We start from the raw sequence: 23,385 nt of genomic DNA, 5'->3' as shown, positions 1-23,385 counted from the left end.
CCATTGACTACGTGCTCATCTGTCTCACGGCGTCGCATCGCAACGCCAGCTTCGATCTCCTGGAGCGACTGAGCATCGGTGCACCCGCGGCAGCCAGCCGACTCGTCACGGATGCCGGCGTCCTGGACGGTGCAGTGGTCCTCGCGACCTGCAACCGCTTCGAGGCGTACCTCGACATCGCGGGCGACGAGAGCGACTCCGCCGTCTCCGCCACCGTGCAGGCCGTGGCCGCCGCGAGCGACCTGGACGCCACCGAGGTCCTGGACTCCGTCAACGTGCTGGACGGCAAGGACGTCGTGCAGCACCTGTTCGCCGTGTCGAGCGGTCTCGAGTCCGTCGTCGTCGGCGAGACCGAGATCTCCGGCCAGGTCCGTCGCTCGCTCGAGGACGCCCGGTCGAACGGCACCACCACCTCGGACCTCGAGCGCCTGTTCCAAGAGGCCGCGCACACCTCGCGCGGCGTCAAGACCCGCACCCGCATCGGCGCCGCCGGCCGGTCGCTCGTGCGCCTCGGCCTCGAACTCGCCTCGTCGCGGGTCACCGACTGGGCCCGCACCCGCGTGCTGCTCGTCGGCACCGGCAGCTACGCGGCCACCACCATCGCCGCCCTGCGTGACCGCGGCGCCACGAACATCCAGGTGTTCTCGCCCTCGGGCCGGGCACCCTGGTTCGCCGCCAAGCACGACCTCGTCGCCGCCCGTGACCTGCGCCAGGCCATCGGCGAGAGCGACGTCCTGATCACCTGCACCTCGAGCGAGGTCCCGGTCGTCGCACCGGCCGACCTCGACGACGGGGTCCGCCGCATCGTCATCGACCTCGGGCTCCCCCGCAACGTCGACCCCGCAGCCGCCGGCGTCGACGGCGTCGAACTGCTCGACCTCGAGACGATCAGCATCCACGCCCCGATCTCCGAGCTGAACGCCGAGTCCGAGGCCCGCGCGATGGTCGACGACGCCGTGTCCCGGTTCCGCGCGCAGGCGATGGAGCAGTCGACGACCCCGGCGCTCGTGGCGTTCCGCAAGCACGTGTTCGACATCCTCGACGACGAGATCGAGCGGGCCAAGCGCCGCGCGGACGCCGACGGCGAGTCCGTCGAGCACACCGAGCGGGCGCTCCGGCACCTGGTCGGCGTCCTGCTGCACCGTCCCTCGGTCCGCGCTCGTGAGCTCGGTCGCGCCGGTCGCGGCGAGGAGTTCGTCGGGGCGATCGACTCCCTGTACGGCGTCCGGCCGGAGGCCGAGCCGGAGCTGCCGTCGCCCGTCGTCCCGCTGGCCGACCGCACGGCACTGGACCCGACCGCCTCGGATCGCGACGACCAGGCGGACGCGAGCTGAGCCTCCAGACAGGCTCGCAACCACCCACGCTGCGCGTGAGTGCGCTGCTGCTGGTGCGTGACCGACGTGTCCTGATGGTGCGCGCCCGGGCGCGCGACGTGCTCTACCTGCCCGGCGGCAAGGCGGAGCCGCACGAGACCGACGTCGAGGCCGCGGTGCGCGAGGCGTACGAGGAGACCGGCCTGGGGCTCACCGCCGACGACGTCGACCCGTTCGGCGTCGTGCTCGAGCCCGCCCACGGGCAGGCTCCGGGGACCATGGTCGCGATGACGCTGTTCCTGGTCCGGCCGGGAGGCCCGCTGGACTCCGCCACGCCCGTCGCCTCGGCCGAGGTGGACGAGGTCGAGTGGGTCACCTCCGCCGACGCGGACCGCTGCCCGCCTGCTGGCGTGGAGACGCTCCGCCGCCTGGTGGCGGCGGAGCTCATCGACTGACCGTCAGGCTCGCGGCGGAGCTGCCGGCACGTGTCTGGTCGGCGGCACGACGCCGGTGTCACCAGCCGGAGAGGCGAGACGGCGTTCCAGCAGTGCCAGCGCGCCGATCACGGCGTCTGCCTCGAAGACGCGGTTCCGCCGTCCCGCCGATCGTTGTGTCAGGACTCCACGCTCGACGAGGACCCCCAAGGCCGTGTTCGCGGCCTGCTCGCTCCGGCCCGTTGCGGCGGCGAACGTCTGCGCGGTGAGCACGGGCATCCGGGGCGCGAGTTCGAGCGCCGACCATGCAGCGGAGTCAGAGCGGACTCCGGCGAGCGCAGATCGCCAGGACTCCTTGATCCGGACGAGCTCGTGCTCGAACTGCGTCATCCGGTCCACGACCTCGGCCATCGCCTCGGCGAAGAGCCGGACGAACTGCCCGACGGCCCGCTGCGCTGGCTCCGATGCCGGCGGATCGGTGGACCGGAACCGCTGGAGCCCCGCTTCGTAGTCGACAGCACGGGTCGCCAGGACCAGGGACACCGGTGGAGACGACTCGATGGTCAGCCCCCGTGACCGCAGGACAGCGTGGATCAGTGCACGTCCGATGCGACCGTTGCCGTCGGCGAACGGGTGGATCGTCTCGAACTGCGCGTGTGCGACGGCGGCGATGGCGATCGTCGGCAGCGTGCTCGAGTTCACGAACTCCAGCAGGTCGTCGAGGAGCCCTGGCACCCGCTCCGGCACGGGCGGAACGAACGCCGCTGCGGCAGGCGTCGGTCCGCCGATCCAGTTCTGGGCCGCTCGGACCGTGCCCCCGACCTCGGGTGTCGTCGAAGCCTCCATCAGACGCCGGTGCGCCTCGAGGAGCAGGTCGAGGGTCACCGGGGAACCCGGACCGACCGACTCGGTGAGGAAGGTCATGGCATCGATGTTGCCGAGGACCTCGGTTGCGGTGCTCCACTGCCCGAGCGGGCTCCGTCCGCGCGCCTCTTCTTCGAGCAGCTTCCGCGGGGAGACCTCGAGGCCCTCGATCATCGACGACCCGACCGCTTCGGCTCGGAGGAGCATCCGACCCAGTGCGTCTCCACTGCCGAGCAGCGTGGATCTCGTCTCGGCTTCCGTCACCGCAGCGGTGGCCTCGAGCACGGCCGCTTGTTCGGTCGGTCCGAGATCGACCGTTCGGCCCTGCAGCGGATCCGGCACGTAGGCGTCGAAGACCATCGGCATCCGGAAGGCGCGTGTCGCGGCTGCCGGGTCGCCCGTGCGGCGGATCGTCTCGTACGAAGCCATACATGGATCATCCCATGATCAAGGATGACTGCCTATCCTTGATCATGGGATGCGTTCCACTCGGGTTCGTCAGGCCTTGTCGGTGTCGGTGTACTCCCCGACCTCGCCGTTCTGGGCCGGCTCGGCCTCGCCGGGGATGTCCGAGTCGACGTACTCGCCGTCGGGTCCGGTTCCGGTCGGACGCGTCTCGCCGGGGATGTCGCTCGAGACGAACTCGCCGACGGGCTCCGTCGACTCGACGTGCTCGTCGCCCGGGATCTCGCTGTCCGTGAAGGCTCCGGCCCGGGGCTCGACCCCGTCCGCGCGACCCTCGTCGCCTCGTGCCTGTTCGTGCTTGCCCGTCATGTCCGACCTCCGCTGCTCGGGTTGCTTGCCTCGGAGTGTGCTCGGGGTCCCTGGACGCCGACCGAACCGGATGCGGCGTTCGGTGGTTGCCTGTGCACCATGCAACGCAGCAGCCGATCGAAGTTCCTGCTCGTCGTGACCGGGCTCGTCGCCGTCGGGACACTGGCGGGGTGCGCCTCGGACGGGCAGCCCGCCGCCACCGAGACCGTCACGGCGCCCGCGCCGTCGCCGTCCGCGTCGGCGTCCACGCCGCAGTCGTCCGAGGAGTCCGCCTCGGCGGCACCGTCGTCCGGGTCCGGGTCCGGTTCTGGGCCGTCCGCCGGATCCGGTGCCACCGGCCAGGCTGCCGGCGACCGGTGCGCGGTGTCATCGCTCGCCGGACGCATCGAGGCCGGCAGCGGTGGTGCCGCCGGCAGCGTCATCGTGCACCTGGTGCTCGAGAACACCGGGTCGACGACCTGCACGGTGCAGGGGTGGCCCGGCGTCTCGTTCGTCGGGGGTGGCACCGGCAAGCAGATCGGAGCGGCTGCGACGCAGGAGAAGAGCGCGCCGCACCCGACCGTGACCCTCGCTCCCGGCAAGACCGCCGTCGCGCCGCTCAAGATCGTCCGGGCCGAGAACTACTCGGCGGGCGACTGCTCGCCCGAGAAGCCGGACGGCTTCCGCGTGTACCCGCCCGGGTCGAAGCAGTCCCTGTTCGTGAAGGACACCGACTTCCAGGCATGTGCGTCGACCGATGCCTCACTGCTGTCCGTGCAGGCGTTCGTGCCGGAGGGGCAGGCGACCTCGTAGCGGTCAGCCGGGCGGTCTCGGCGGGTCCCGAGCGCGGGCTGCTGCCGCCACGGACGGAGCCGTCCCGCTGCGATCGCAGCGGGACGGCTCCGTCCGTCCTGAGGTGCTGGCCGACTAGCTGACCGGCACCGGGACGGCCCCGGTCCCCCGGTCGTGCTCGGGAGCCCGGTCGAGTCCGTGGCCCTCGGTGTCCAGGTTCGGGATAACCTTCTGCATCCACTTCGGCATCCACCAGGCTGCTTCCCCGCAGAGCGTGAGGAGCGCCGGCATGATCATCATCCGCACCAGGAAGGCGTCCGCGAGGACCCCGACGAGCAGCCCGACGGCGATCGACGCTGCGACGGCCATCTCACTCGTGGCGAAGCCGGCGAAGACGACGGCCATGATCGTGGCTGCTGCGACGAGGACGGTGCCGGACTTGGTGAACCCGGAGAACACGGCGTCCTTCGGGCTCAGCCCGCGGGAGTGTTCTTCCTTCATCCGGGACACGAGGAACACCTGGTAGTCCATCGCCAGCCCGAACAGGACCCCGACCAGGATGATCGGCAGCAGGCTCAACATCGGGTCACCCTGGGGTGCGGCGATGAGCGGGTCGAGCCAGCCCCACTGGAAGATCGCGACCGATGCGCCGAACGCCGCCCCGACGGAGAACAGGTACCCGAGGGTGGCGAACAGGGGCACGAGCAGGGACCGGAACATCACGATCAGGAGCAGGAACGACAGCGCGACGATCACGATGATGTAGGTGATCAGTGCCCGGTTCATCTGCGCGGTGTCGTCGAGCCCGATCGCGGTCTCGCCGGTCACCTCGACGCGCACGCCGCTGATCGCCGTGGTCTCGTCGCGGATGTCCGTGACGAGCTGCTTCGTGCTCTCGGCGATCGGACCGCCGGTCGGGATGACGGTGAGGAGTGCGGCGTCGTCGCTCTTCGTGACCTGGCCGGGGACGACGGCTTCGACGTGGTCGAGGCCCGTGATCTCGTCCTCGACCGCGGTGAGGTTGCTGGTGACGTCGTCGCCCTGCACGAGCACGAGCAGCGGGGACTGGATGCCGCCGAACTCGTCGACGATCAGGTCGTAGGCCTTCCGCTCGGACGACGTCGGGTCGGAGCCCCCGGGGATGTTGGAGGCCGTCTTCATGTCGAGGACCGGTGCGGCGACGAGCCCGAGGACGACGACGGCGCCGAAGAGTGCGAGCCACGGGCGCCCGGTGACGAACCTGGCCCACCCGCGGAGGAAGTTCTTGCGGTTCGCGGGACGCTGCGGGATCGGCTGGCCGGCGGCGAGGAGTTCCCGGTGCCTCCGGGGCAGGGCGCGCAACCCGAGGGTCCCCAGGATGACCGGGAGCAGCGTGAGGGCCATCAGCACCGCGATCAGGACGCTGAACGCTCCGGCGAAGCCCATCACGGTGATGACCTCGTTGCCGGTCACGACGAGACCCACGAGGGCGATGATGACCGTGAGGCCCGCGAACACGACTGCGGTGCCCGCGGTGCCGGTGGCCCGGGCGACCGCGTCGACGACGCTGCGTCCCTCGCGGAGTTCCGAGCGGAACCGGGTGAGGATGAACAGCGTGTAGTCGATCCCGACGGCGAGGCCGAGCATGGTCGCGAGCGTCAGGGTGGTCCCCTGGATCGGGTTGATCGCGGAGTACGCGAGGACACCGACCGTCCCCACGGCGACCCCGGAGATCGCGACGAGCATGTTCGCTCCGGCGGCCAGGAGCGAACCGAACGTCAGGAACAGCACCAGGAACGCGACCAGGATCCCGATGACCTCGCCGGGACCGAAGGTGGCGTAGGTGTCCCCGAACAGGTGCCCGCCGACCTCGGCGTGGAAGGCAGCACGGTGGTCGGCTGCGAAGTCCAGGACCGTGTCGTACGTCTTCTCCTGGTTCGCCTCGGTGACGCCGGAGAAGGTCAGCGTGGAGATGACGGTGGTGCCGTCCTTCGAGACCATCGGGTTCCGCTGGGCGAACGGGTCCGAGACCGTCTGCACGTGCGGAAGGCTCTTCGCGTCGGCGAGGACTGCCTGCACCTCGGCGGCGGTGGCCCGGTCCGTGACCTTCGCTCCGTCGCGCGCCTGGAGGACGAGCTGCAGCGTCTTGGCGTCACCCGACGACGAGGAACCGAGGTCGAACTTCTCGTTGACGACGGTGAGCGCCTTCGCGGCGGCGGTCGTGTTGCCGGCCGAGCCGGTGGCACTGGTGTCCATACCGGCGGCGGTGACCGCGGTGAGGCCCGCGAAGAGCACCAACCAGACGGCGACGATGATGAGCCGGTGCCGGGCGCTGAAGCGTCCGATCGCGGCGAGGACCTTGGGCATGATGCTCCCGGAGAGAAGAAGAGGAAGCCACGCGGAGACCGTCGCGGCGGGTACTCCTCAATGCTCCGAGCAACGCTCCGTCCGGCCGTCGTCCCGTCGGAGCGACGGACCTACTGCGTCCGCAGTAGGTCCGGGTCAGTCGACGAGTCCGGCGCGGTAGGCGAGGGACACCAGCTGCGCACGATCACGGACGCCGAGCTTCGCCATCGCGCGGTTGGCGTGGGTCTTCACGGTGTAGGGCGAGACGAACATCTCCCGGCCGATCCGGTCGTTGTCGCCACCGCGGGCGATCGCCACCACCACGTCGTGTTCACGCGGGGTCAGCGCTCGGAGACGTTCCTGCGCATCGGTGTCGATGACGCGGTCGGACTGGGAGCTGACCTGCGCGATGACCGCGGCCTGCGCAGCCGCGGAGAGTGCTCCACCACCGAGGACGACCTCGTTGATGCCCGCAACGAGCTCGCGGGGTCCGACGGTCTTGCCGAGGAAGCCGTTCGCACCGGCCCGGAGCGCCGAGACCACGATCTCGTCCTGCTCGAACGTCGTCAGGATGACGATGCGGAGCTGCTCGGCGGAGAACCGCTCACGGAGGCGGCGTGTGGTCTCGACGCCGTCGATCCCCGGCATCCGCACGTCCAACAGGACGACGTCGACCGTCGTCGTCTCGAGGAACCGCAGGGCCTCGAAGCCGTCGCCGGCCTCGCCGGCGACGGTGAGGTCGTCGTGCGCCTCGAGGATGGTGCGGAGCCCGACGCGGATCATCGCCTGGTCGTCGACCAGCAGGATCGTCGTCACGACAGCTTCCTTCCGTCCAGCGCCAGCACGGCGTGCACGACGAACCGATCGGGTCGCTCGTCGACGTCCAGTGTCCCGCCTGCTGCCCCGACGCGTTCGCGCATGCCCACGAGCCCGAACCCCGAACCCTGCGTCTGCTTGGTCCGCGGCGCGCGTGGGTTGTCGGAGACCACGTGGAGTCGACCCTGCTCGGCGCGGACGGTGATCGTCACCGTGCCGATCCCGTACCGGTGCGCGTTGGTCAGGGCCTCCTGCACGACGCGGTACACCGTGACCTCGACCACGGGGCGACCGGTTCGTCCGGCAGCTCGACGTCGGCCACGACGTCGAGCCCGATCGACGTGAACGACGACACCAACGCGGGCAGCGAGCCCAGCCCGGCGACCGTCTGGTCGGGAGCGGCATCCCGTGACCGGAGGAGCTCGAGGATCTGCTGCGTCTCGGCGGTGACCATCCGCAACGCCTCTCGCGCGTCACCTGCTGCCCGTGCCGCCGTCACCGGGTCGCGGTCGACGGTGACCTCGACCGCCCCCAGGTGCATGCTCGCCACCGCGATCTGGTGACCGACGACGTCGTGCAGGTCGCGGGCGATGCGGAGCCGCTCGGCGTCCACGCGTCGGCGCGCTTCGAGGTCCCGTGACGCGATCGCCTCGCGGGCTTGCTCCCGCAGGGCCGACCAGTACCGGAGCTGCGCCCAGACCGCGGCCCCCGTGGCGCCGGCAGCCGCACACGCCGCGACCGCCGCCAACGCGTCGGGACTGACCAGCCCCGCACCGGACTCCACCGCGACCACGAGGTAGAGCGGCAGCGCGGTCGCGACGACCATGCGGAACGGGGCCGCACCGCGGAGGGTGACGGAGAACAGCGCGAACACCACGATCGTCCACCCCACGATCGGGTCCCACCCCTGCACCGCTGCCACCGCACAGCCGACCACGGTGAGCAGCACCCCCGGCCACGGGTACCGACGAGCCACGGCCACACCGGCGATGCCGAGCAGCACGCCGACCAACGGGAAGACCCCGGCGCCCGCGACGATGACTCGGACGATCTCCACCGCTGCACCGGCCACGGCGAGGCCCGCGGCCAGCTCGGGCAGGAGCGCCGGGGACCGGAGCCACCACGGGTTCGGTGGCAGCACGAGATCGCCGTCGTTCGTCATCCCCCGAGTCTCCTGCCTCCACCCCGTCGACACGTACTGCGGACGCAGTAGGTTCGACGATCCGCGACGACGACGAGGCGCCGCGTCCTGATCCGGAGGATTGGCACCGACCCCACCGGAAGGCACCCCATGACGACCATCACCGCTCCCCGTTCCGCTCCGACGGCCCGACGGCACTCGCTCACCCGCGCACCGCAGCTCACCGCGTGGGCCGCCCTGATGGGTGTCTCCGAGGTCGTCCGCTTCGCCGGGTTCATGACCCTGCTCGTCGCGATGGGCGTCGAAGCCGGTGCCCGACGCGTGATCGACCACGAGGAGGCGTGAGCATGCGTCCCATCCGCCCCGAGGACATCACGCTCCCCGACACCCGACGGATCGACATCACCGCGTCCATGCGCGAGGTCGAGTCCGGCGAAGCGGACTCCGCCGATCGCTGACGGTCGCCCCGCTGCGATCCCGAGGCCGCATCACGCGTCCGGCTCGGGCACGATGGGCACCGTGACCACCACGATCAGCGACGAACAATCGGGCATGGACGAGCTGGTGGCGCTGTACGACGCCGTCGGGTGGACCGCGTACACGCAGGACCCCGCAGCCCTCACAGCGGCGATCGCCGGCTCCCACACCGTGCTGACCGCCCGCGACGACGACGGACACCTGCTCGGCCTGGTCCGCACGGTCTCCGACGGGGTGACGATCGTGTACGTGCAGGACGTCCTCGTCCTGCCGTCCGCGCACCGGTCCGGCATCGGCGGCGCACTCCTCGACGCCGTCCTGCAGCGGTACGCCAGCGTTCGCCAGACGGCCCTGCTCACCGACGCGGAGCCGGGGCAGCGGGCGTTCTACGAGTCACGTGGCTTCGTCGAGGCCCACGACGTCGAACCACAGCCGTTGCGCTCCTTCGTGCTCCTGCGCTGAGCACGGATGGGTCCCGCGACCGATTCCGCCCGCACGGCGCCGTTCCTAGACTCGGACGCATGGGGGCTCGCGCACGGACACGTTCAGCGGCAGCCCTCGCGACCGCGCTCGGCGTCGTGCTCGCCCTCGCCGCGTGCACGTCGCCACCACCGCCGGCCGGGTCGGAACCGGCGCTCGCGAAGCTCATCACCCGGGTCGAGCGGTTGCCCGGGGTCGACACGGCCGAGGGCGAGATCCGTCAGGTCGACGCGAAGGACGACCCGCAGAACTGGATCACCTCGCTCGAGGTGCAGGCCGACACGACGGACCTCGCCGTCGCCGAACGGATCCGGCACACGGCAGCGAGGGGTGTCACCGGCACGACGCTGTCGGTGACCGTGGACGTGCCCCGCGGCCGGGCGTCGGCGCCGGTCGCAGTCGACCCGATGGACCCCGACGTCGTCGACCTGGCCGCACGGCTGCGCGCGGAGCCCTTCGTGCACCGGCTGTGGGCGACCCCGTCACGTTCCACGATCTGGCTCGTGCCGGGCGTCAGCTTCACCGACGCCGTCGCGCAGGCCCGTCCGATCGTCGGTGACCACCCGGCCTCCCTGATCCGTGGTGACGTTTCGGTGGGGATCACGGCGACGCACCCCGGGCGAGCACTCCTGCGCGCGATCGACGGGTTCGACCGCGACGGTGACGAAGACGTCGAGGGCCTGTACTACTCACCGGGCACGACCTACGCCGACGCTGCGCAAGCCTCGGCCGACGCGGCGCAGGCTGCCACCGACACGGCCGCCGAGGCCGAACGCCCGTACCTGTCGATCGACGGCGAACGACTCGGCGCCGTCGCCGACGTCCTCGTCCGGACGAAGGACGAAGCCGCCGATGCACATCGCGCTCCGCGCACCGCGTTCTCCGTCGGCCTCGACGGGACGAGCGGCTGGCTCGGACTCCCCCTCGACGCCGAGAAGCCGCAGGACGCCACTGCCCCGGGCACCCCGACGTCGGGACCGTCGCCGACCCCCTGGGTGGCCGCCGACGTGAGCGACCACGCAGCGACGCTCCGGGCGTTCCTCGAGCGCTCGGCCGAGGCCGCCGGAGTCCCGGCGACCGTGACCACGGGCACCGAACAGTGCGCGCCACCCGGATCGACCTGGTCACCCGATGCGACCGGCACCCGCGCGACGGCGTTCAGCATCGTGCCCGTGTTCCAGATCGTCGACGACGCGCAGGGGCCGTTCGACGCCGTTACCGCGCTGTGGACTTCCGAGGGCTTCGAGGTCAGCGGCCGGGCGATGGGGCGGGACTACTGGTCGTCGTCCACGGATGCGGATCCAGCCACGGCGAGCATCCGGGGCACGGTCGACGGCCTGAGCCTGCGCGCGGAGTCGGTCTGCGTCCCGCGGCCCTGACCCGGCGACACCGCACCCGCCACGAACAACACCGGGTGTCCACGCTCCCCGCGGGCGCCGAGCGGCGATCGGCGAGCGGCCTCAGCGACGAGCCGGGGCGTGCACCGCCTCGAGCACCTCGGTCCCCATGGTCCGCAGCGCCTCGACCACGGCCAACCGCCGCTGCAACGAAGCGTCGTCGAACGTGACGGTCACGGCGTAGCTGACCGACGACCCGGGCCCCCGCAGGATCCCCGCCTCCGCCCGCACCCCCGTGCTCGACCCGGTGACCGCGACGACCTGCAACCCGTGGTCGAGCGCACGGTGTGCCAGGGGATCGAGCCCGAAGGAACCGGCGACCAGGTTCAGGTCACTCGCCAGGGACAACCAGCCGAGCACCCGGTTCGACACCGCCTCGTCGACGACCTCGCCGAGCGCCAGTCCACGCATCACCCACGACAGCTCCCCGGTCGGTGCGACGGAGGCGTCGGGGGCGTCGTCCGGACCGCGGCGGTCCCGCACGCGGTCGATCAACGCCGTGCGCTCGATGCCCAGGGACTCCGCACGCTCCCGGACGGCGTCGATGCCCACGGTCGACAGCAGTGCGTTCATGGCCCAGGCGTCGGCGGTGGCCCCGACCAGGGTCGCCAGATCGGGCACCTGCATGGTCGGCTCCTGCAGGAACTGCCACAGGCCCGCACCGGTCGCGGTGTCGCGGGCCATGCGCTGCAGCCGGTCACCGTGCAGGCGGCCGTCCTCGAGCTGAGCGGCGGCCTCGATGAGCAGCAGGACGCGGCCCAGGCTCGCGACCGGCTGCACCAGGGTGTCGTCGATCGCGAGCAGGGCCTTGCCGCTCGAGGTGTCGATCACCGAGGCGCTGACCCCGGCGCCCTCGAGCGCGAGGGCGCCGAGCGCCTCGGTGGTGGCGGTGAAGCGGTCGTCGGCCCGGCCGCTGTGCCGCCCACGACCGCGGCCGCCACCTGCTGGGCGGTCGTCCGGTCGCCGGCGGCGCGACGACCGGGCCGCGTCCGGCTCCGTCATCACCAGATCGCGACGCGCTCGGCGGGGTCGAGGTACATCGCGTCCTGCTCGGTCACGCCGAAGGTGTCGTACCAGACGTCGATGTTCCGCACGACCTGGTTGCAGCGGAACTCGTTGGGCGAGTGCGGGTCGATGCTCAGCAGTCGAGCCGCCTCTTCCGGGCGGATCGCCATGCGCCAGGCCTGGGCCCAGCTCAGGAAGAAGCGCTCGGCACCGGTGAGGCCGTCGACGACCGGGGGCTCCTGGCCGTCGAGCGACAGCAGGTACGCCTTCCACGCGATCGACAGGCCACCGAGGTCACCGATGTTCTCGCCGATCGTCAGGGCACCGTTCACGTGGCTGTCGGGCACCTCGGTCGGCACCAGGGCGTCGTACTGGGCGATGAGGGCCTTCGTGCGCTCCTCGAACGCCGCGCGGTCGGCCTCGGTCCACCAGTTCTCGAGCTTGCCGTCGCCGTCGTACTGCGACCCCTGGTCGTCGAAGCCGTGGCCGATCTCGTGCCCGATGACGGCACCGATCGCGCCGTAGTTCGCGGCGGCGTCGCGGTCCGCGTCGAAGAACGGGAACTGCAGGATCGCGGCCGGGAACACGATCTCGTTGAAGCCGGGGTTGTAGTACGCGTTGATCGTCTGCGGGGTCATGAACCACTCGTCACGGTCGATCGGCTTGCCGATCTTGCCGAGCTCGCGGTCGACCTGGAACGAGGCGACGGCGCGGACGTTCGCGACCAGGTCGTCGGACAGGACGGGCAGCGCCGAGTAGTCGCGCCACTTCACCGGGTAGCCGATCTTCGGCGTGAACTTGTCGAGCTTGTCGAGCGCACGGGCACGGGTCTCGTCGGTCATCCAGTCGAGCGCCGTGATGCTCTGCCGGTACGCCTCGACCAGGTTGGCGACGAGGTCGTCCATCTTGGCCTTCGAGGTCTCGTCGAAGTGCTCCTGCACGTAGATGCGGCCGACGGCCTCGCCCATCGCACCCTCGACCAGCGAGACGCCACGCTTCCAGCGCTCGCGCTGCTTGGGCGCACCGGTCAGTGCGGTGCCGTAGAACGAGAAGTTCGTGGCCGAGAACGCGCTCGTCAGGTACGCGGCGGAGCCACGGATGACCTGCCAGCGCAGCCAGTCCTTCCAGACCTCGAGCGGCTGGTCGTTCAGCAGGTCGGCCAGGCCGGTGATGAACGAGGGCTCGCGCACCACGACGGTCTCGAACGCGCCGGCCGGGGCGTCGATGGCCTGCCACCAGGTCTGCAGGTCGACGCCCTTCGCGAGCGCGGCGACCTCGGCCCAGGGCAGCTTGTTGTAGGTCTTCTGGCTGTCACGCGTGGTGACGTTGTCCCAGTGCTTCGACGCCAGTGCCGTCTCGAGCGCGATGACGTGCTCGGTGCGGGCGCCGCCGTCGTCGAACCCGGCGAGCGGGAACATCGCCGCGACGAACTCGCGGTACTTCTCGCGGATGTCGGCGAAGCGCTCTTCGCGGTAGTACGACTCGTCGGGCAGCCCGAGGCCGGACTGCTCCAGGAACACGACGTAGGACTCGGGGTCGCCCGGGTCGTTGTCGACGAAGAGCTGCAGGAAGCTCGGCAGGCCGATGCGCTCGAAGCGGCCGACGGCGGCGATGACCTCGGGCACGGACTGGATCTCGGTGATCTCGGCGAGCAGGTGCTCGATCGGTGCGGTGCCGAGCTCCTCGAGCCGGGCTTCGTCGGTGAACGAGGTGAAGAGGTCACCGACCTTGCGCTCCTCGGTGCCGGGGGCGGCCTGCTGCGAGCGCTCGATGATGTCGCGCACGGCGATCTCGGCGGCTTCGGCCAGCACCGTGAAGGAGCCGTACCGGGCCTTGTCGTCGGGGATCGGCGTCGCCTCGATCCAGGTCCCGTTCACGTGGCGGTACAGGTCGTCCTGGGGGCGCACCGCGGGGTCGAGTTCGTCAGTGTGGATGCCGGAGGCACGTGCGACGTCGGTCATGCGGTCCACGATAGCCACCGACCCCATGGGGCAGGTCGATCCGGGTCGTCACCGGCACACGGCTGCCGGTACGGTCATCGCATGGGACTTCCGTGGAAGCTGCACGGCGACGGCAAGACCGTCTCCGCGACGACGATCGTGGCACCCGACGAACGGCTCACCTGGCCCCGGACCATCGGCCTCGGCGTGCAGCACGTCGTCGCGATGTTCGGCGCCACGTTCCTGGTGCCCCTGATCACCGGGTTCCCGCCGTCGACGACGCTGCTGTTCAGCGGCATCGGCACGATCCTGTTCCTGCTCATCACGGGCAACCGCCTGCCGAGCTACCTCGGCTCGTCGTTCGCCTTCATCGCCCCGATCGGTGCGGCGACCAAGATCGGCGGCATCCCGCTCGCCCTGTCCGGCATCATCGTCGTCGGTGCGCTGCTCGCGATCGTCGGGCTCGTCGTGCACCTGGCCGGTGCCGGGTGGATCGACCGGCTGATGCCCCCGGTGGTCTCCGGCGCGATCGTCGCCCTGATCGGCTTCAACCTGGCTCCGTCGGCCCGGGACAACTTCACGGCGGCCCCGGTCATCGCGGTCATCACCCTCGCGACGATCATCCTGGTCACGGTCCTGTTCAGGGGCCTGATCGGCCGCCTGTCGATCGTCATCGGCGTGCTCGTCGGGTACGTCGCCGCGCTCATCGGCGGTCAGGTCGACTTCTCGAAGGTCGGCGACAAGCCGTGGATCGGTCTGCCGGACTTCACCGCTCCCGCGTTCGACCCGTCGCAGCTCCCGATCTACCTGGCGTTCGTGCCGGTCGTCCTGGCGCTGGTCGCCGAGAACGTCGGCCACGTCAAGGGCGTCGGGCAGCTGACCGGCCGTGACCTCACGCCGCTCACCGGTCGCGCGCTCTTCGCTGACGGCATCTCGACCGTCCTGGCCGGCGTCGGCGGCGGCTCCGCCACCACCACCTACGGCGAGAACATCGGCGTCATGGCCGCCACCCGCGTCTTCTCCACCGCCGCCTACTGGGTCGCCGCGATCGCGGCCGTCCTGCTCGGCCTGTCGCCGAGGATCGGCGCCGTCATCTCGTCGGTGCCCGCCGGCGTGCTCGGCGGCGCCACCACCGCGCTCTACGGCCTGATCGGCATCATCGGCATCCGCATCTGGGTCGAGAACCGCGTCGACTTCTCGAAGCCGAAGAACCAGCTGACCGCGGGCATCGCCCTGATCATCGGCATCGCCGACTTCACGTTCCGCTTCGGCCAGGCGAGCTTCGGCGGCATCATCGTCGGCACGATCGCCGCGATCGTCGTCTACCACCTGATGGACGTCATCGGCCGGGCCCGCGGCACCGACGAGCCCTCGACCGAGGCCGCCGACCCCGCACACGCCGCCACCGGCGCCGTCCCCGCGGAACCGCGCGCCGACTGACGCGAGTGGTCGGCCGGAACGCGCGTCCGGCCTGACGACGTGGGACCACCGGACTGGAGGCCCGTGGCGACGCCGACACGGGCCTCCAGTCCGTCAAGTGGTGCGTTGCGGACCGGAACGCCCCCCAGTTGGTCGCTCCGGTCCGCACGCGCTCTTCGCCCGGTTCAGCGGGGCGCGCTGGGCGACGGGGTCGCGGTCTGCACCGACTTCTGCTCGTCGATGTACCGCTGATCGAGCGGGACCTCATCGGCGACCCCCGGGGTCCACTGCCCGACCACGGTCGTGCCGTCGGACTCGTACACGTCGCCGCCGTCCGGCTCACTCCACAGAACCCAGCCCTTGCGGCCGTTGTCCGCCCTCCCGGGGACCAGATCCGGGTGACCCGACGCGTTCGGGACTCCGTAGGTCTGGCCCTTGTCGTTGACCGCCCAATCCGACGTGACCGCGGTGGCGTACTGCAGCGTCGCCGTCCACCGCGTCCCCGCCGACGCTTCGATGCTGAACGTCGTGGTCCCTCGCTCCGGGAGCCGGCCGTCGACGACGCGCATCGTCCCTTCGTCCCGACAACTCAGGCCGGATGCGCCCCTTCCGACGGTGAGGACCCGGACCATGCCGACGTCGTTGCGGCACGTGATGTCGACGATCACGGCACCCGCGGTGTCGGGAGCCGGCCCGATGTCGATCAGTGCGGGGCCGGTGTGCGTCGCAGTGGTCGTGCGCCCGACTGCTGCCGTCGTCGTGGTCCCCGGGAGCCCGGCGACGACCAGGGCGGCGGCGCTCGTCGTCACCGCGATCGCCGCGACGGAGACGATCGAGACGCCGATGCGTGCACGTCGTTGCTGGCGCTGCAGGGCGCTCCGTCGTGTCCCGATGGCGGCCAGCTCCGAGCGGACCGCTGCTGCAGCGTCGGGGTTCATGTCGATGCTCATCAGTAGGTGCCTTCCGGTGCGTTGCGGACACTGGGACGGAGGTCGTGCAGGTCGCGTTGCAGGCGCTGCCGCATCCGGTGCAACCGCACGCGTGCCGCCGGCGGTTTGAGACCGACCGCCTGCGCGGCCTGCCAGACCGGCATCTCCTCGACCCCGGTGAGCACCAGCAGCGCGGCGTCCTGCGGCGCGAGTCCCCGGATCGTCGTCCTGAGGCGTTCGCGGGCCTCGAGGTCTTCGGCGTCCGTGGCAGGAGCGTGGGGATCGTCCCGAGGGAGTGCGTCGAGGAGCTTCCGGTACCGCGCCGCTGCGCGTCGATGGTTCTGGGTCAGGTTGACCGTCGTGACCAGCAACCACGGAGCGATGGAGCCCGCTACGAGAGTGACGCTCTTGCGCTTGCGCCAGAGCTCGTAGAACGCCGCCGCTGTGATGTCCTCGGCGTCGTGCGAGTGCTCCGTCAGGCTCAACGCCCGTCGGTAGATGCGCGGTCGGTGCCGGTCGAACAGCGCGGCGAACGCAGCCCCGTCATCACGGACCGCTCGCGTCCACAGCGGGCCGTCGTCCTGTTCGTCCTTCACACTCTGGAATGTCCGGTCATGGCTCCAGCGTTACAGACGCCAGCGGATCGGCTCGTCGTGCAACGAGGTCGTCCGTGGCGCAAGCCCGAGGACGTGGTACCCACCGGACTGGAGGCCCGTGGCGGACACGGCCACGGGCCTCCAGTTCGTCGTGGCGTTGCGTCCACCCCGCCCGGCGACCACGACGTGTCGGCATCGCCGACAGAATGGGTCGGTGCACCGACCGACTCGACCCGCTGTGACCGCTGAGCGGCGCGCGGTCGACCGCGACATCGTGCGGCTGGCGGTGCCGGCGCTCGGAGCGCTCGTGGTCGAGCCGCTGTTCCTGCTGACCGACACCGCGCTCGTCGGGCACCTCGGGGCGACGCCGCTGGCGGCCGTCGGGCTCGCGAGTGCCGTGCTGTCGACGGTGACCGGGCTGCTGGTGTTCCTGGCGTACTCGACGACCCCGGCCGTGGCACGGGCGCTCGGTGGCGGTGACCGTCGCGGAGCCGTGCACGCGGGCATCGACGGGATGTGGCTCGCGCTCGTGCTGGGGGTGGTGCTGGCGCTGGTCGGGTGGCCGCTCGCCGGGCCGCTCGTCGACCTGTTCGGCGCCTCGGCCGAGGTGTCGGCCGCCGCGACCGCGTACCTGACCATCTCCCTGATCGGGCTGCCCGGCATCCTGGTCGTCACCGCTTCGACCGGACTGCTGCGTGGGCTGCAGGACACGAAGACCCCGCTCGTCGTCGCGACCATCGGCTTCGTCGCGAACGGGGTGCTCAACGCCGTCCTGATCTACGGCGCCGGCTGGGGCGTCGAGGGATCCGCCGCCGGCACCGTCATCGTGCAGTGGGCGATGGCCGTCGTCTACGTGCGCATCGCGGTGCGGGCCGCTCGGTCGTCGGGGGCGCCGCTGCGACCCGGCGCCTCGGGCGTCGCACGAGCACTGCGGTCGGGTGCCTGGCTGTTCCTGCGGACCGCGTCGCTGCGGATCGCGATGCTCGCGACCGTCGGGGCCGCTGCCGGGCTGGGGACCACCGGGCTGGCGACGACGCAGGTCGGGCTGACCGTCTTCTCGACGCTGGCGTTCGCGCTCGACGCCCTGGCGATCGCCGGACAGGCGCTCGTCGGGCACGGACTCGGCGGACGTGACCCGGAGCGGGTGCGACTGGTGACGCGACGGCTCGTGCTGCTCGGGATCGCCGGCGGTGTGCTGCTCGGGGTGCTGACCCTGGCGCTGAGCGGCGTGCTCGGGCCGGTGTTCTCGGACTCGCAGGCGGTGCGGGACGCGCTGCCCGTCGTGCTGGTGCTCATCGCGGTCGGGATGCCCGTCGCTGGGTACGTCTTCGTGCTCGACGGGGTGCTGATCGGTGCCGGTGATGCGCGGTACCTGGCCATCGCCGGAGGCGTGAACCTCGTCGTGTACCTGCCGCTGCTCTGGTGGGCCGGCGGGACGCTCGCGGGGCTGTGGGCGGCCTTCGCCCTCGGGTACATCGGGGTCCGGGCGGTGACGCTCGGGGTGCGGGCGCACCGACGCGGATGGGTGGAACAGGCGTTGGCGCGGTGAGCGGGCCGTCTGCTTCTGGGGCGCCGTCGTCTTCGGTGGCTTCGTCGGCCGTGCTCGCCACGGTCGGCATCGGGGTGCAGGGCGTCGCGAAGCTGCTCGTGACCGTCGTCGTCGGTCGGGTGTTCGGCACCGAGACCCTCGGGCAGACCACCGCGCTGCTGTCGCTCTCGGTGTTCGTCGCCCTGCTCTGGCCGAACGCCGCGGGCAACACCGCGTCGCGGTTCCTGGCGATCGCGCTGCGGGGTCGACGCTCGGACGCCGCGGTGAACCGGCTGCTCGGGGTGTCGATGCTCGTCTCGAGCGTGGTGCTCGCGGCGGTCACCGTGCCGATCGCGCTGGCCTGGGGCAACGGCCCCGGTATGGTGCTCGGCGGTGCCGCGGTCGTCGTCGGCTACGGCCTCTACTGCTACGCCCGCGGCGCGCAGCTCGGCTACGACCGGGCCCCGCGGGTCGCGCTGTGGGACTCCGTGACGAGCGTGCTGGCGCTGGGGTTGCTCGTGGTGGCGTGTGTCGCGCGGCTCGAGCCCTTCGTGCTGCTGCCCCTGGCCATCGGGTACACGGTGTTCGCGATCGCGTGCTGGCCGCGGGGCAACGGCTTCGCTGCTGCAGCTCGCGAACCCGCTGCGGGGGTGCTCGGGTTCGCGGCATGGAACGTGCTGGCGGTCGTGACCTCGAACGGTTTGCTGCAGTTGACGATGATCTCGGCGCAGGTGACGTCGTCGGCGCACGACGCCGGTGTCTACGCCGCCGCCTTCACCCTGGCGACGCCGGCGTCGATGCTCGGGCAGGCCTTGGGGCAGGTGCTCGTGCCGGCGTTCGCGCACCGGACCGACGGTGGATCGTTGCGCTCCCGCGGCGCCCTGCTGCTCGTCGTCGGGTTCGCTGCTGCCTCCGCCGTCGTCTTCGGCCTGGTCGCCCTGCTCGCCGGGTGGTTCCTGCCGATCGTCTACCCCGCCGAGGGCGCCGCTGCCGTCGCGGACCTGCGCTACCTGATGGTCGCGGTGTGGGTGTTCACCGTCGGGCTCGTGCCCGCCGCGTTGCTGCTCGCCGCCGGATGCTCGCGCCAGGTCGCACTGGCCTCGGTCGCGGGGTTCGTCGTCGGGGCTGGGCTCATGGCGGTACTCGGACCCGTCGCTGGTGTCGCGGGTGGGACGACCGGGTTCTTGGTGGGGAGTGCAGTGAACCTGGTTGCGGTGGTGGGGATCGGGGTGCGGCGGCGCTGACCGCTGCGCACATAGGTAGCGCTCGCGCGTCGCGACGTTTGGCGTCCCCCTAATGAGAATCAATGCGGACGAGCTATTCGAGAATCCCCTGGTCAGAAGGCACGAGACGGCAGGAGAACTGAACCACCCGAGGAGAGGTCACGGCGGACGACCGGCTACCGGGACTCCATGGTTCGATGGGTCGTGCGCTCGCACGGGCGCGAAGTTCGAGGATAGGAACGCATCGGATGGCTAAGTTCTTCAACTCGCCTCATCCAGCGGCAGAGATGGGGCTCGGGGCGGTTTTCGTCATCATGGGCGTCGTCGTCGGACCGATGGTTGCGGTTCCGGAAGATCGCGTGAATCAAGGGCCTCTGAACATGATTCCGACGCCGGTGCTGGTCGGTGTTCTCGTCGTGTGTGGGGTCGTCGTGTTCGCGCAAGGGCTCGGCACTTGGATCAGGCGGAAGCGCCTGAGGTAGGAGCCGGTGGCCGATCCCTCTGCGGGAACGGCGCACGGTAGCTTCGGAGCATGCCGGCCTCTCAGTACGTTCGATTGCTGCGCGAGCGGATCGGGAGCAGCTACCTCCTCCTTCCGGGCGTGACCGCGGTCATCCGAGACGACGATCGGTTCCTGCTGGCGCGGCAGCGCGACTCCGGGCGATGGAGCCCGATAGGGGGCGGCATCGACCCCGGCGAGGACCCCCGCGTGGCGCTGCTGCGCGAAGTGCGAGAAGAACTCGGTGTGGGCAGCGACGTCATCCGGATCATCGGGGCTTACGGCGGCGCCGCCCTCGAGAACGTCTATCCCAACGGCGACCAAGTTGGGTACGTGACGGTGGCGTACCTCTGCTCACTGCATACGTCGTCGTTCCTCCTCGACGAGGACGAAGTGCTCGAGACCCGGTGGGCGACTCTCGCCGAGCTCACCGAACTCGATCGTCACGAGTGGATCGACCAGGTGCTGACCGACGCCGCCCGGTAGTGGATCGCTATGGGGGACGAAGCGATCCCGGTAGCATCCGAGCGTGTCGACGCCGCAACCATTCGCTGCTCTGCCGCTGTCTCAGGACAACGTCTCGTACGAGTACGGACCTGACTCTGTGACACGCGTCGGCGTTGAGCCAGGCTCGGTCGAACAGTTCGAGCTCGAAGAGAGCCAGCGTTTCCCGGGTACCACGCGAAGTGTGTGGGTGCACCGCCCAGCAGGGCATCGGGCCGACGAGCCGAGCGCGGTCATGTTCTTCAACGACGGCTGGTGGTACCTCGATCCCGACGGCGACGTCCGCGGTGGGATCGTCCTCGACAACCTCGCTGCCAAGCGTGACTTGCCACAGATGATTGGCGTATTTGTGGACCCTGGCGTGCTCGATGTCAACGGAACGCCGACGAAGCACCGCAACGCTGAGTACGACGCGTTCAACGACACGTACGCCAGCTTCCTCCTCGACGAGGTACTCCCCATCGTGCGAGAGCGCTACGCGGTCTCGGACGATCCGATGATGCGCGGCATCTGTGGTGGCAGTAGCGGCGGGAACGCTGCCGTCACCGCGGCGTGGAGCCGACCCGAGGGCCTGGGTCGAGCGATCGCCTTCAATCCGAGCTTCGCGCAGATGCCCGGCGGCAATCCGTACCCGGCCCTTTTTGCTACCGAACCCCGCAGGCAGACACGTCTGTTCCTCCACGCCGCTCACCGCGATTTGCACTGGAACGAGCCTGAGTGGAATTGGTTCGCCGAGAGCCTGGACACCGCGGCTGCGCTCGGACGCGCGGGCTACGACTTTCGCCTCGTTGTCGGCGACGGCAACCATTCACCCAACCACGGCGGAGTACTCCTCCCCGACGCTCTGCGCTGGCTTTGGCAAGCTCACCCCGCGTCCGTTCGATAGCCGATCGGCTACTGGACTCGCAGCTCGTCGTCTTGACGACGTTTCACGTACGGTGCATGCATGCGTCCCGGGGTAGTGACCGTGCTCTGTCTCGTTCAGTTCGTTGACGTACTGGGTGTCACAAGCGTCGTCACGGCGATTCCGTCGATCCTGAATGGTCTCGGCGCTGATCCGGCGGACGCTGGCCCGCTTGCAACGACGTACGCGATGTTCTTCGGGGCGATGCTGATCCTCGGCGCGCGACTCGGGGACCGCTACGGTCACCGGAGGATCCTTCTCGTCGGGATCGTCGTCTTTGGCGTGGTGTCGATCATCGGCGGTACCGCGCAGGCGCTCCCGCAGGTGCTCATTGCGCGCGCTGTCCAGGGAGCCGCGGCAGCTGTATCTGCTCCGTCAGCGCTCCGGCTGATCCTCCACGCAACGGCTGCTGGACCGGGCCGGTCACGAGCTCTCGCAGCTTGGAGCGCCGTCGGTGCCGCAGCCGGCGCAACCGGGTTCCTTATCGGTGGACTGCTGACGACGGTGCTCGGCTGGCCGTCGGTGTTCTGGGTCAACGCACCGGTCGCTGCTCTCCTGTTCGTCGGAGTGGCCCTCGTCGTGCGGGAGGAGCCGGAGCCGGATCGGGCCGAACGGCTTGATGTTCTCGGCGCAGTCCTCCTCGTCGCGGCCGTGATGCCGGTCATCGCAGGAACGGCCCTGCTCGAGGCGCCGGCCACGCAGCCGCAGGGTGTTGGACTGGTCCTCCTCGGTCTGGCAATCGCTGGGTTGTTGGCCTGGCGATTCCGCCGCGCACGTGCACCGCTCGTGCCGCGGGATGCATTCCGCATCACCAACCTCCGACGTGGGTCGGTGCAGTCATTCGTCAACACCGCGACCACCAGCTCGTCCTCGGTGCTGGCAACACTCGTGCTCCAGGACCGCCTCGGCATACCAGCACTGCTGTCCGGGATGGTCCTCATGGCATTCAGCCTCGCCGTCATCGGAGGGTCCGTCGCAACCGGCCGAATCGCTCCCCGACTCGGGCCAGACCGGTTGGCCGCAGTGGGGGCTGCGACGATCGCGTGCGGCAACGCGATCCTCGCTGTTCTGGGCCACTCATGGCCGTGGATCGCTGCCGGCGTCGCCGTGATCGGCCTTGGCCTTGCAGCAGCTTCGGTCGCAGCGACCGGCCTGGGTACCAGCGTCCCGGCAGCCTTGGCCGGCAGCGCAGCAGGCATTGTGAATACCGGAGCGCAGCTTGGAACAGCGATCGGGACCGCCGTCGTCATCCTCATCGCGACCGCATCGACCCCATCGGTCGGATGGGCGTTCGCCGCAGGAATCGCACTCATCTGCGCAGGGTGGTCCCGCTTCCGCCACCAGTCCGCCGCCACAACCTGACGACCCGCACCGACCTGTCCGGTCACCGATCGGCTATCGAGACGTCACCGAAAGGGCCGGTAGGACCGGAAGGACCGATGAGCGCGATCCTCCCGGCCTAGCTCACATTGCCCGGGCGTAGTCGACAGTTGGGTACGGGATGAAGCCGAGGGATTCGTACAGCGCTCGTGCCGGCGCGTGGAACTCGTCACCACCGGTCCCGATGTGCACGACGGTCACTCCGAGCTGGTCGAGGCTGCTCAGGACGGTCGAGCAGAGGGCTCGCGCGACTCCTCTACGACGAGCGTCCGGATGGACAGCGACCATCTCTAGACGCCCGGACGAGTCGCCCGTGGTGTTCCAGCCGACGTATCCGAGCGGCTTGCCGTGTTCTTCCGCCAGCGTGATGAACCGACCCTCGTTGGGAGCGAGTAAGGACGGGACCTCGTGGCGATAGTCGTCCTCCCAGCGGCCGTGGTCGTGCGCGGTCACTTCGGGTCGAAGGAGGACGAGCGAGCCGGCAAGAAGCGGCCGGAAGACCTCGATCGTCAAGTCGGTCAGAGCAGGAAGATCGAGCGGGGTGGAATCGCGGATGTACATGGTGTGCTTCTTTCGTGAGCAGGCTGAAGGATCCACGCCCGTGATCGGGGTGGAGGAGAGCGACGGCCGGGGTCGTCCCTTCAGTAGCGCGTGCGCCAGCTCGCG

At 70.4% G+C, this 23,385-nt stretch carries 24 protein-coding genes; 13 read left to right on the top strand and 11 right to left on the bottom strand.

Annotated elements, in window-relative coordinates; all coding sequences use genetic code 11:
* The first annotated feature begins 11 nt into the window (after positions 1-11).
* Both DEI96_RS00690 and DEI96_RS00685 read left to right on the top strand, forming a co-directional pair.
* Positions 12-1,334 carry a glutamyl-tRNA reductase gene (locus DEI96_RS00690; protein ID WP_110863603.1) on the top strand — a complete coding sequence of 441 codons (1,323 nt, stop codon included), beginning with the start codon at positions 12-14 and terminating at the stop codon, positions 1,332-1,334.
* A 35-nt stretch (positions 1,335-1,369) separates the two neighbouring features.
* Positions 1,370-1,768 (top strand): NUDIX hydrolase, encoded by a 399-nt coding sequence (locus DEI96_RS00685; protein ID WP_111022400.1) that lies wholly within the window; start codon positions 1,370-1,372, stop codon positions 1,766-1,768.
* Positions 1,769-1,771: 3 nt separating this feature from the next.
* Here the strand turns inward: DEI96_RS00685 and DEI96_RS00680 are convergent, their stop codons facing one another.
* The gene (locus DEI96_RS00680; protein ID WP_209049144.1) at positions 1,772-3,040 is read right to left on the bottom strand and encodes a Fic family protein; all 1,269 of its coding nucleotides are present in this window, start codon (positions 3,038-3,040) and stop codon (positions 1,772-1,774) included.
* 69 nt (positions 3,041-3,109) lie between these two features.
* Positions 3,110-3,385 carry a hypothetical protein gene (locus DEI96_RS00675; protein ID WP_111022401.1) on the bottom strand — a complete coding sequence of 92 codons (276 nt, stop codon included), beginning with the start codon at positions 3,383-3,385 and terminating at the stop codon, positions 3,110-3,112.
* 99 nt (positions 3,386-3,484) lie between these two features.
* On the opposite strand from DEI96_RS00675, the gene DEI96_RS00670 reads away from it, so the two are divergent.
* Positions 3,485-4,177, top strand: coding sequence for a DUF4232 domain-containing protein (locus DEI96_RS00670; RefSeq protein ID WP_111022402.1), 693 nt, complete (start codon positions 3,485-3,487; stop codon positions 4,175-4,177).
* A gap of 114 nt (positions 4,178-4,291) precedes the next feature.
* Here DEI96_RS00670 and DEI96_RS00665 read toward each other — a convergent pair whose 3' ends face one another.
* From DEI96_RS00665 to DEI96_RS00650, 4 genes are all read right to left on the bottom strand, one after another.
* Positions 4,292-6,502, bottom strand: a complete 2,211-nt coding sequence (locus DEI96_RS00665; protein WP_111022403.1) for an MMPL family transporter — start codon at positions 6,500-6,502, stop codon at positions 4,292-4,294.
* A 135-nt stretch (positions 6,503-6,637) separates the two neighbouring features.
* A complete protein-coding gene (locus tag DEI96_RS00660; protein ID WP_111022404.1) occupies positions 6,638-7,297 on the bottom strand; it encodes a response regulator transcription factor in 660 nt (219 codons plus the stop codon).
* Positions 7,294-7,581 (bottom strand): sensor histidine kinase, encoded by a 288-nt coding sequence (locus DEI96_RS00655; protein ID WP_111022405.1) that lies wholly within the window; start codon positions 7,579-7,581, stop codon positions 7,294-7,296. The genes DEI96_RS00660 and DEI96_RS00655 overlap by 4 nt, the downstream gene beginning before the upstream one ends.
* Positions 7,539-8,459: a sensor histidine kinase gene (locus tag DEI96_RS00650; protein WP_111022406.1), complete on the bottom strand. Its 921-nt coding sequence runs from the start codon at positions 8,457-8,459 to the stop codon at positions 7,539-7,541. The genes DEI96_RS00655 and DEI96_RS00650 overlap by 43 nt, the downstream gene beginning before the upstream one ends.
* Positions 8,460-8,588: 129 nt before the next feature.
* Between DEI96_RS00650 and DEI96_RS00645 the strand changes: the two genes are divergently transcribed.
* The 3 genes from DEI96_RS00645 (at position 8,589) to DEI96_RS00635 (ending at position 10,774) form a co-directional block, all read left to right on the top strand.
* A complete protein-coding gene (locus tag DEI96_RS00645) occupies positions 8,589-8,783 on the top strand; it encodes a hypothetical protein (protein WP_111022407.1) in 195 nt (64 codons plus the stop codon).
* A 174-nt stretch (positions 8,784-8,957) separates the two neighbouring features.
* Positions 8,958-9,377: a GNAT family N-acetyltransferase gene (locus DEI96_RS00640; RefSeq protein ID WP_284183622.1), complete on the top strand. Its 420-nt coding sequence runs from the start codon at positions 8,958-8,960 to the stop codon at positions 9,375-9,377.
* A gap of 59 nt (positions 9,378-9,436) precedes the next feature.
* Positions 9,437-10,774 carry a hypothetical protein gene (locus tag DEI96_RS00635; RefSeq protein WP_111022408.1) on the top strand — a complete coding sequence of 446 codons (1,338 nt, stop codon included), beginning with the start codon at positions 9,437-9,439 and terminating at the stop codon, positions 10,772-10,774.
* Between the two features lie 81 nt (positions 10,775-10,855).
* Here the strand turns inward: DEI96_RS00635 and DEI96_RS00630 are convergent, their stop codons facing one another.
* Positions 10,856-11,794, bottom strand: coding sequence for a serine hydrolase (locus DEI96_RS00630; RefSeq protein ID WP_111022409.1), 939 nt, complete (start codon positions 11,792-11,794; stop codon positions 10,856-10,858).
* Positions 11,794-13,758 (bottom strand): M13 family metallopeptidase, encoded by a 1,965-nt coding sequence (locus tag DEI96_RS00625; protein ID WP_111022552.1) that lies wholly within the window; start codon positions 13,756-13,758, stop codon positions 11,794-11,796. Before DEI96_RS00625 ends, DEI96_RS00630 begins: the two co-directional genes overlap by 1 nt.
* 81 nt (positions 13,759-13,839) lie before the next feature.
* Here DEI96_RS00625 and DEI96_RS00620 point away from each other — a divergent pair, with 81 nt between their 5' ends.
* Positions 13,840-15,177, top strand: coding sequence for a uracil-xanthine permease family protein (locus tag DEI96_RS00620; protein WP_111022410.1), 1,338 nt, complete (start codon positions 13,840-13,842; stop codon positions 15,175-15,177).
* A gap of 164 nt (positions 15,178-15,341) precedes the next feature.
* On the opposite strand, the gene DEI96_RS00615 is transcribed toward DEI96_RS00620, so the two are convergent.
* On the bottom strand, positions 15,342-16,106 hold the full coding sequence (locus DEI96_RS00615) for a hypothetical protein (RefSeq protein ID WP_111022411.1): 765 nt from the start codon (positions 16,104-16,106) through the stop codon (positions 15,342-15,344).
* Complete coding sequence (locus tag DEI96_RS00610; RefSeq protein WP_111022412.1) at positions 16,106-16,681, bottom strand: RNA polymerase sigma factor; 576 nt, start codon at positions 16,679-16,681, stop codon at positions 16,106-16,108. Before DEI96_RS00610 ends, DEI96_RS00615 begins: the two co-directional genes overlap by 1 nt.
* A 238-nt stretch (positions 16,682-16,919) precedes the next feature.
* Here DEI96_RS00610 and DEI96_RS00605 point away from each other — a divergent pair, with 238 nt between their 5' ends.
* The 6 genes from DEI96_RS00605 to DEI96_RS00580 all read left to right on the top strand — a co-directional run bounded on the left by DEI96_RS00605 (position 16,920) and on the right by DEI96_RS00580 (position 22,701).
* On the top strand, positions 16,920-18,230 hold the full coding sequence (locus tag DEI96_RS00605) for an MATE family efflux transporter (RefSeq protein WP_111022413.1): 1,311 nt from the start codon (positions 16,920-16,922) through the stop codon (positions 18,228-18,230).
* 50 nt (positions 18,231-18,280) lie between these two features.
* A complete protein-coding gene (locus DEI96_RS00600; protein WP_146246845.1) occupies positions 18,281-19,453 on the top strand; it encodes a lipopolysaccharide biosynthesis protein in 1,173 nt (390 codons plus the stop codon).
* Positions 19,454-19,680: 227 nt separating this feature from the next.
* A complete protein-coding gene (locus DEI96_RS00595; protein ID WP_111022415.1) occupies positions 19,681-19,914 on the top strand; it encodes a hypothetical protein in 234 nt (77 codons plus the stop codon).
* A 50-nt stretch (positions 19,915-19,964) separates the two neighbouring features.
* Positions 19,965-20,417, top strand: a complete 453-nt coding sequence (locus DEI96_RS00590) for an NUDIX domain-containing protein (protein ID WP_111022416.1) — start codon at positions 19,965-19,967, stop codon at positions 20,415-20,417.
* A 43-nt stretch (positions 20,418-20,460) separates the two neighbouring features.
* Positions 20,461-21,321, top strand: coding sequence for an alpha/beta hydrolase (locus DEI96_RS00585; protein WP_111022417.1), 861 nt, complete (start codon positions 20,461-20,463; stop codon positions 21,319-21,321).
* Between the two features lie 60 nt (positions 21,322-21,381).
* Positions 21,382-22,701: an MFS transporter gene (locus DEI96_RS00580; protein WP_111022418.1), complete on the top strand. Its 1,320-nt coding sequence runs from the start codon at positions 21,382-21,384 to the stop codon at positions 22,699-22,701.
* A 102-nt stretch (positions 22,702-22,803) separates the two neighbouring features.
* Here DEI96_RS00580 and DEI96_RS00575 read toward each other — a convergent pair whose 3' ends face one another.
* Positions 22,804-23,280, bottom strand: coding sequence for a GNAT family N-acetyltransferase (locus tag DEI96_RS00575; protein WP_111022419.1), 477 nt, complete (start codon positions 23,278-23,280; stop codon positions 22,804-22,806).
* Positions 23,281-23,385 lie beyond the last annotated feature (105 nt).

It is taken from the genome of Curtobacterium sp. MCLR17_031, from assembly GCF_003234775.2.
Classification (GTDB): Bacteria; Actinomycetota; Actinomycetes; order Actinomycetales; family Microbacteriaceae; genus Curtobacterium; species Curtobacterium flaccumfaciens.
This window is presented reverse-complemented; position numbering and strand designations above follow the sequence as displayed.

Bases quoted from the DNA above. Each gene is read 5' to 3' on its own strand.
- DEI96_RS00670 (WP_111022402.1), top strand. From the start codon at position 3,485: ATGCAACGCAGCAGCCGATCGAAGTTCCTGCTCGTCGTGACCGGGCTC.
- DEI96_RS00635 (WP_111022408.1), top strand. From the start codon at position 9,437: ATGGGGGCTCGCGCACGGACACGTTCAGCGGCAGCCCTCGCGACCGCG.
- DEI96_RS00650 (WP_111022406.1), bottom strand. From the start codon at position 8,459: ATGACGAACGACGGCGATCTCGTGCTGCCACCGAACCCGTGGTGGCTC.
- DEI96_RS00615 (WP_111022411.1), bottom strand. From the start codon at position 16,106: ATGAGCATCGACATGAACCCCGACGCTGCAGCAGCGGTCCGCTCGGAG.
- DEI96_RS00675 (WP_111022401.1), bottom strand. From the start codon at position 3,385: ATGACGGGCAAGCACGAACAGGCACGAGGCGACGAGGGTCGCGCGGAC.
- DEI96_RS00590 (WP_111022416.1), top strand. From the start codon at position 19,965: ATGCCGGCCTCTCAGTACGTTCGATTGCTGCGCGAGCGGATCGGGAGC.
- DEI96_RS00580 (WP_111022418.1), top strand. From the start codon at position 21,382: ATGCGTCCCGGGGTAGTGACCGTGCTCTGTCTCGTTCAGTTCGTTGAC.
- DEI96_RS00620 (WP_111022410.1), top strand. From the start codon at position 13,840: ATGGGACTTCCGTGGAAGCTGCACGGCGACGGCAAGACCGTCTCCGCG.
- DEI96_RS00625 (WP_111022552.1), bottom strand. From the start codon at position 13,758: ATGACCGACGTCGCACGTGCCTCCGGCATCCACACTGACGAACTCGAC.
- DEI96_RS00595 (WP_111022415.1), top strand. From the start codon at position 19,681: ATGGCTAAGTTCTTCAACTCGCCTCATCCAGCGGCAGAGATGGGGCTC.
- DEI96_RS00575 (WP_111022419.1), bottom strand. From the start codon at position 23,280: ATGTACATCCGCGATTCCACCCCGCTCGATCTTCCTGCTCTGACCGAC.
- DEI96_RS00630 (WP_111022409.1), bottom strand. From the start codon at position 11,794: ATGACGGAGCCGGACGCGGCCCGGTCGTCGCGCCGCCGGCGACCGGAC.
- DEI96_RS00665 (WP_111022403.1), bottom strand. From the start codon at position 6,502: ATGCCCAAGGTCCTCGCCGCGATCGGACGCTTCAGCGCCCGGCACCGG.
- DEI96_RS00645 (WP_111022407.1), top strand. From the start codon at position 8,589: ATGACGACCATCACCGCTCCCCGTTCCGCTCCGACGGCCCGACGGCAC.
- DEI96_RS00680 (WP_209049144.1), bottom strand. From the start codon at position 3,040: ATGGCTTCGTACGAGACGATCCGCCGCACGGGCGACCCGGCAGCCGCG.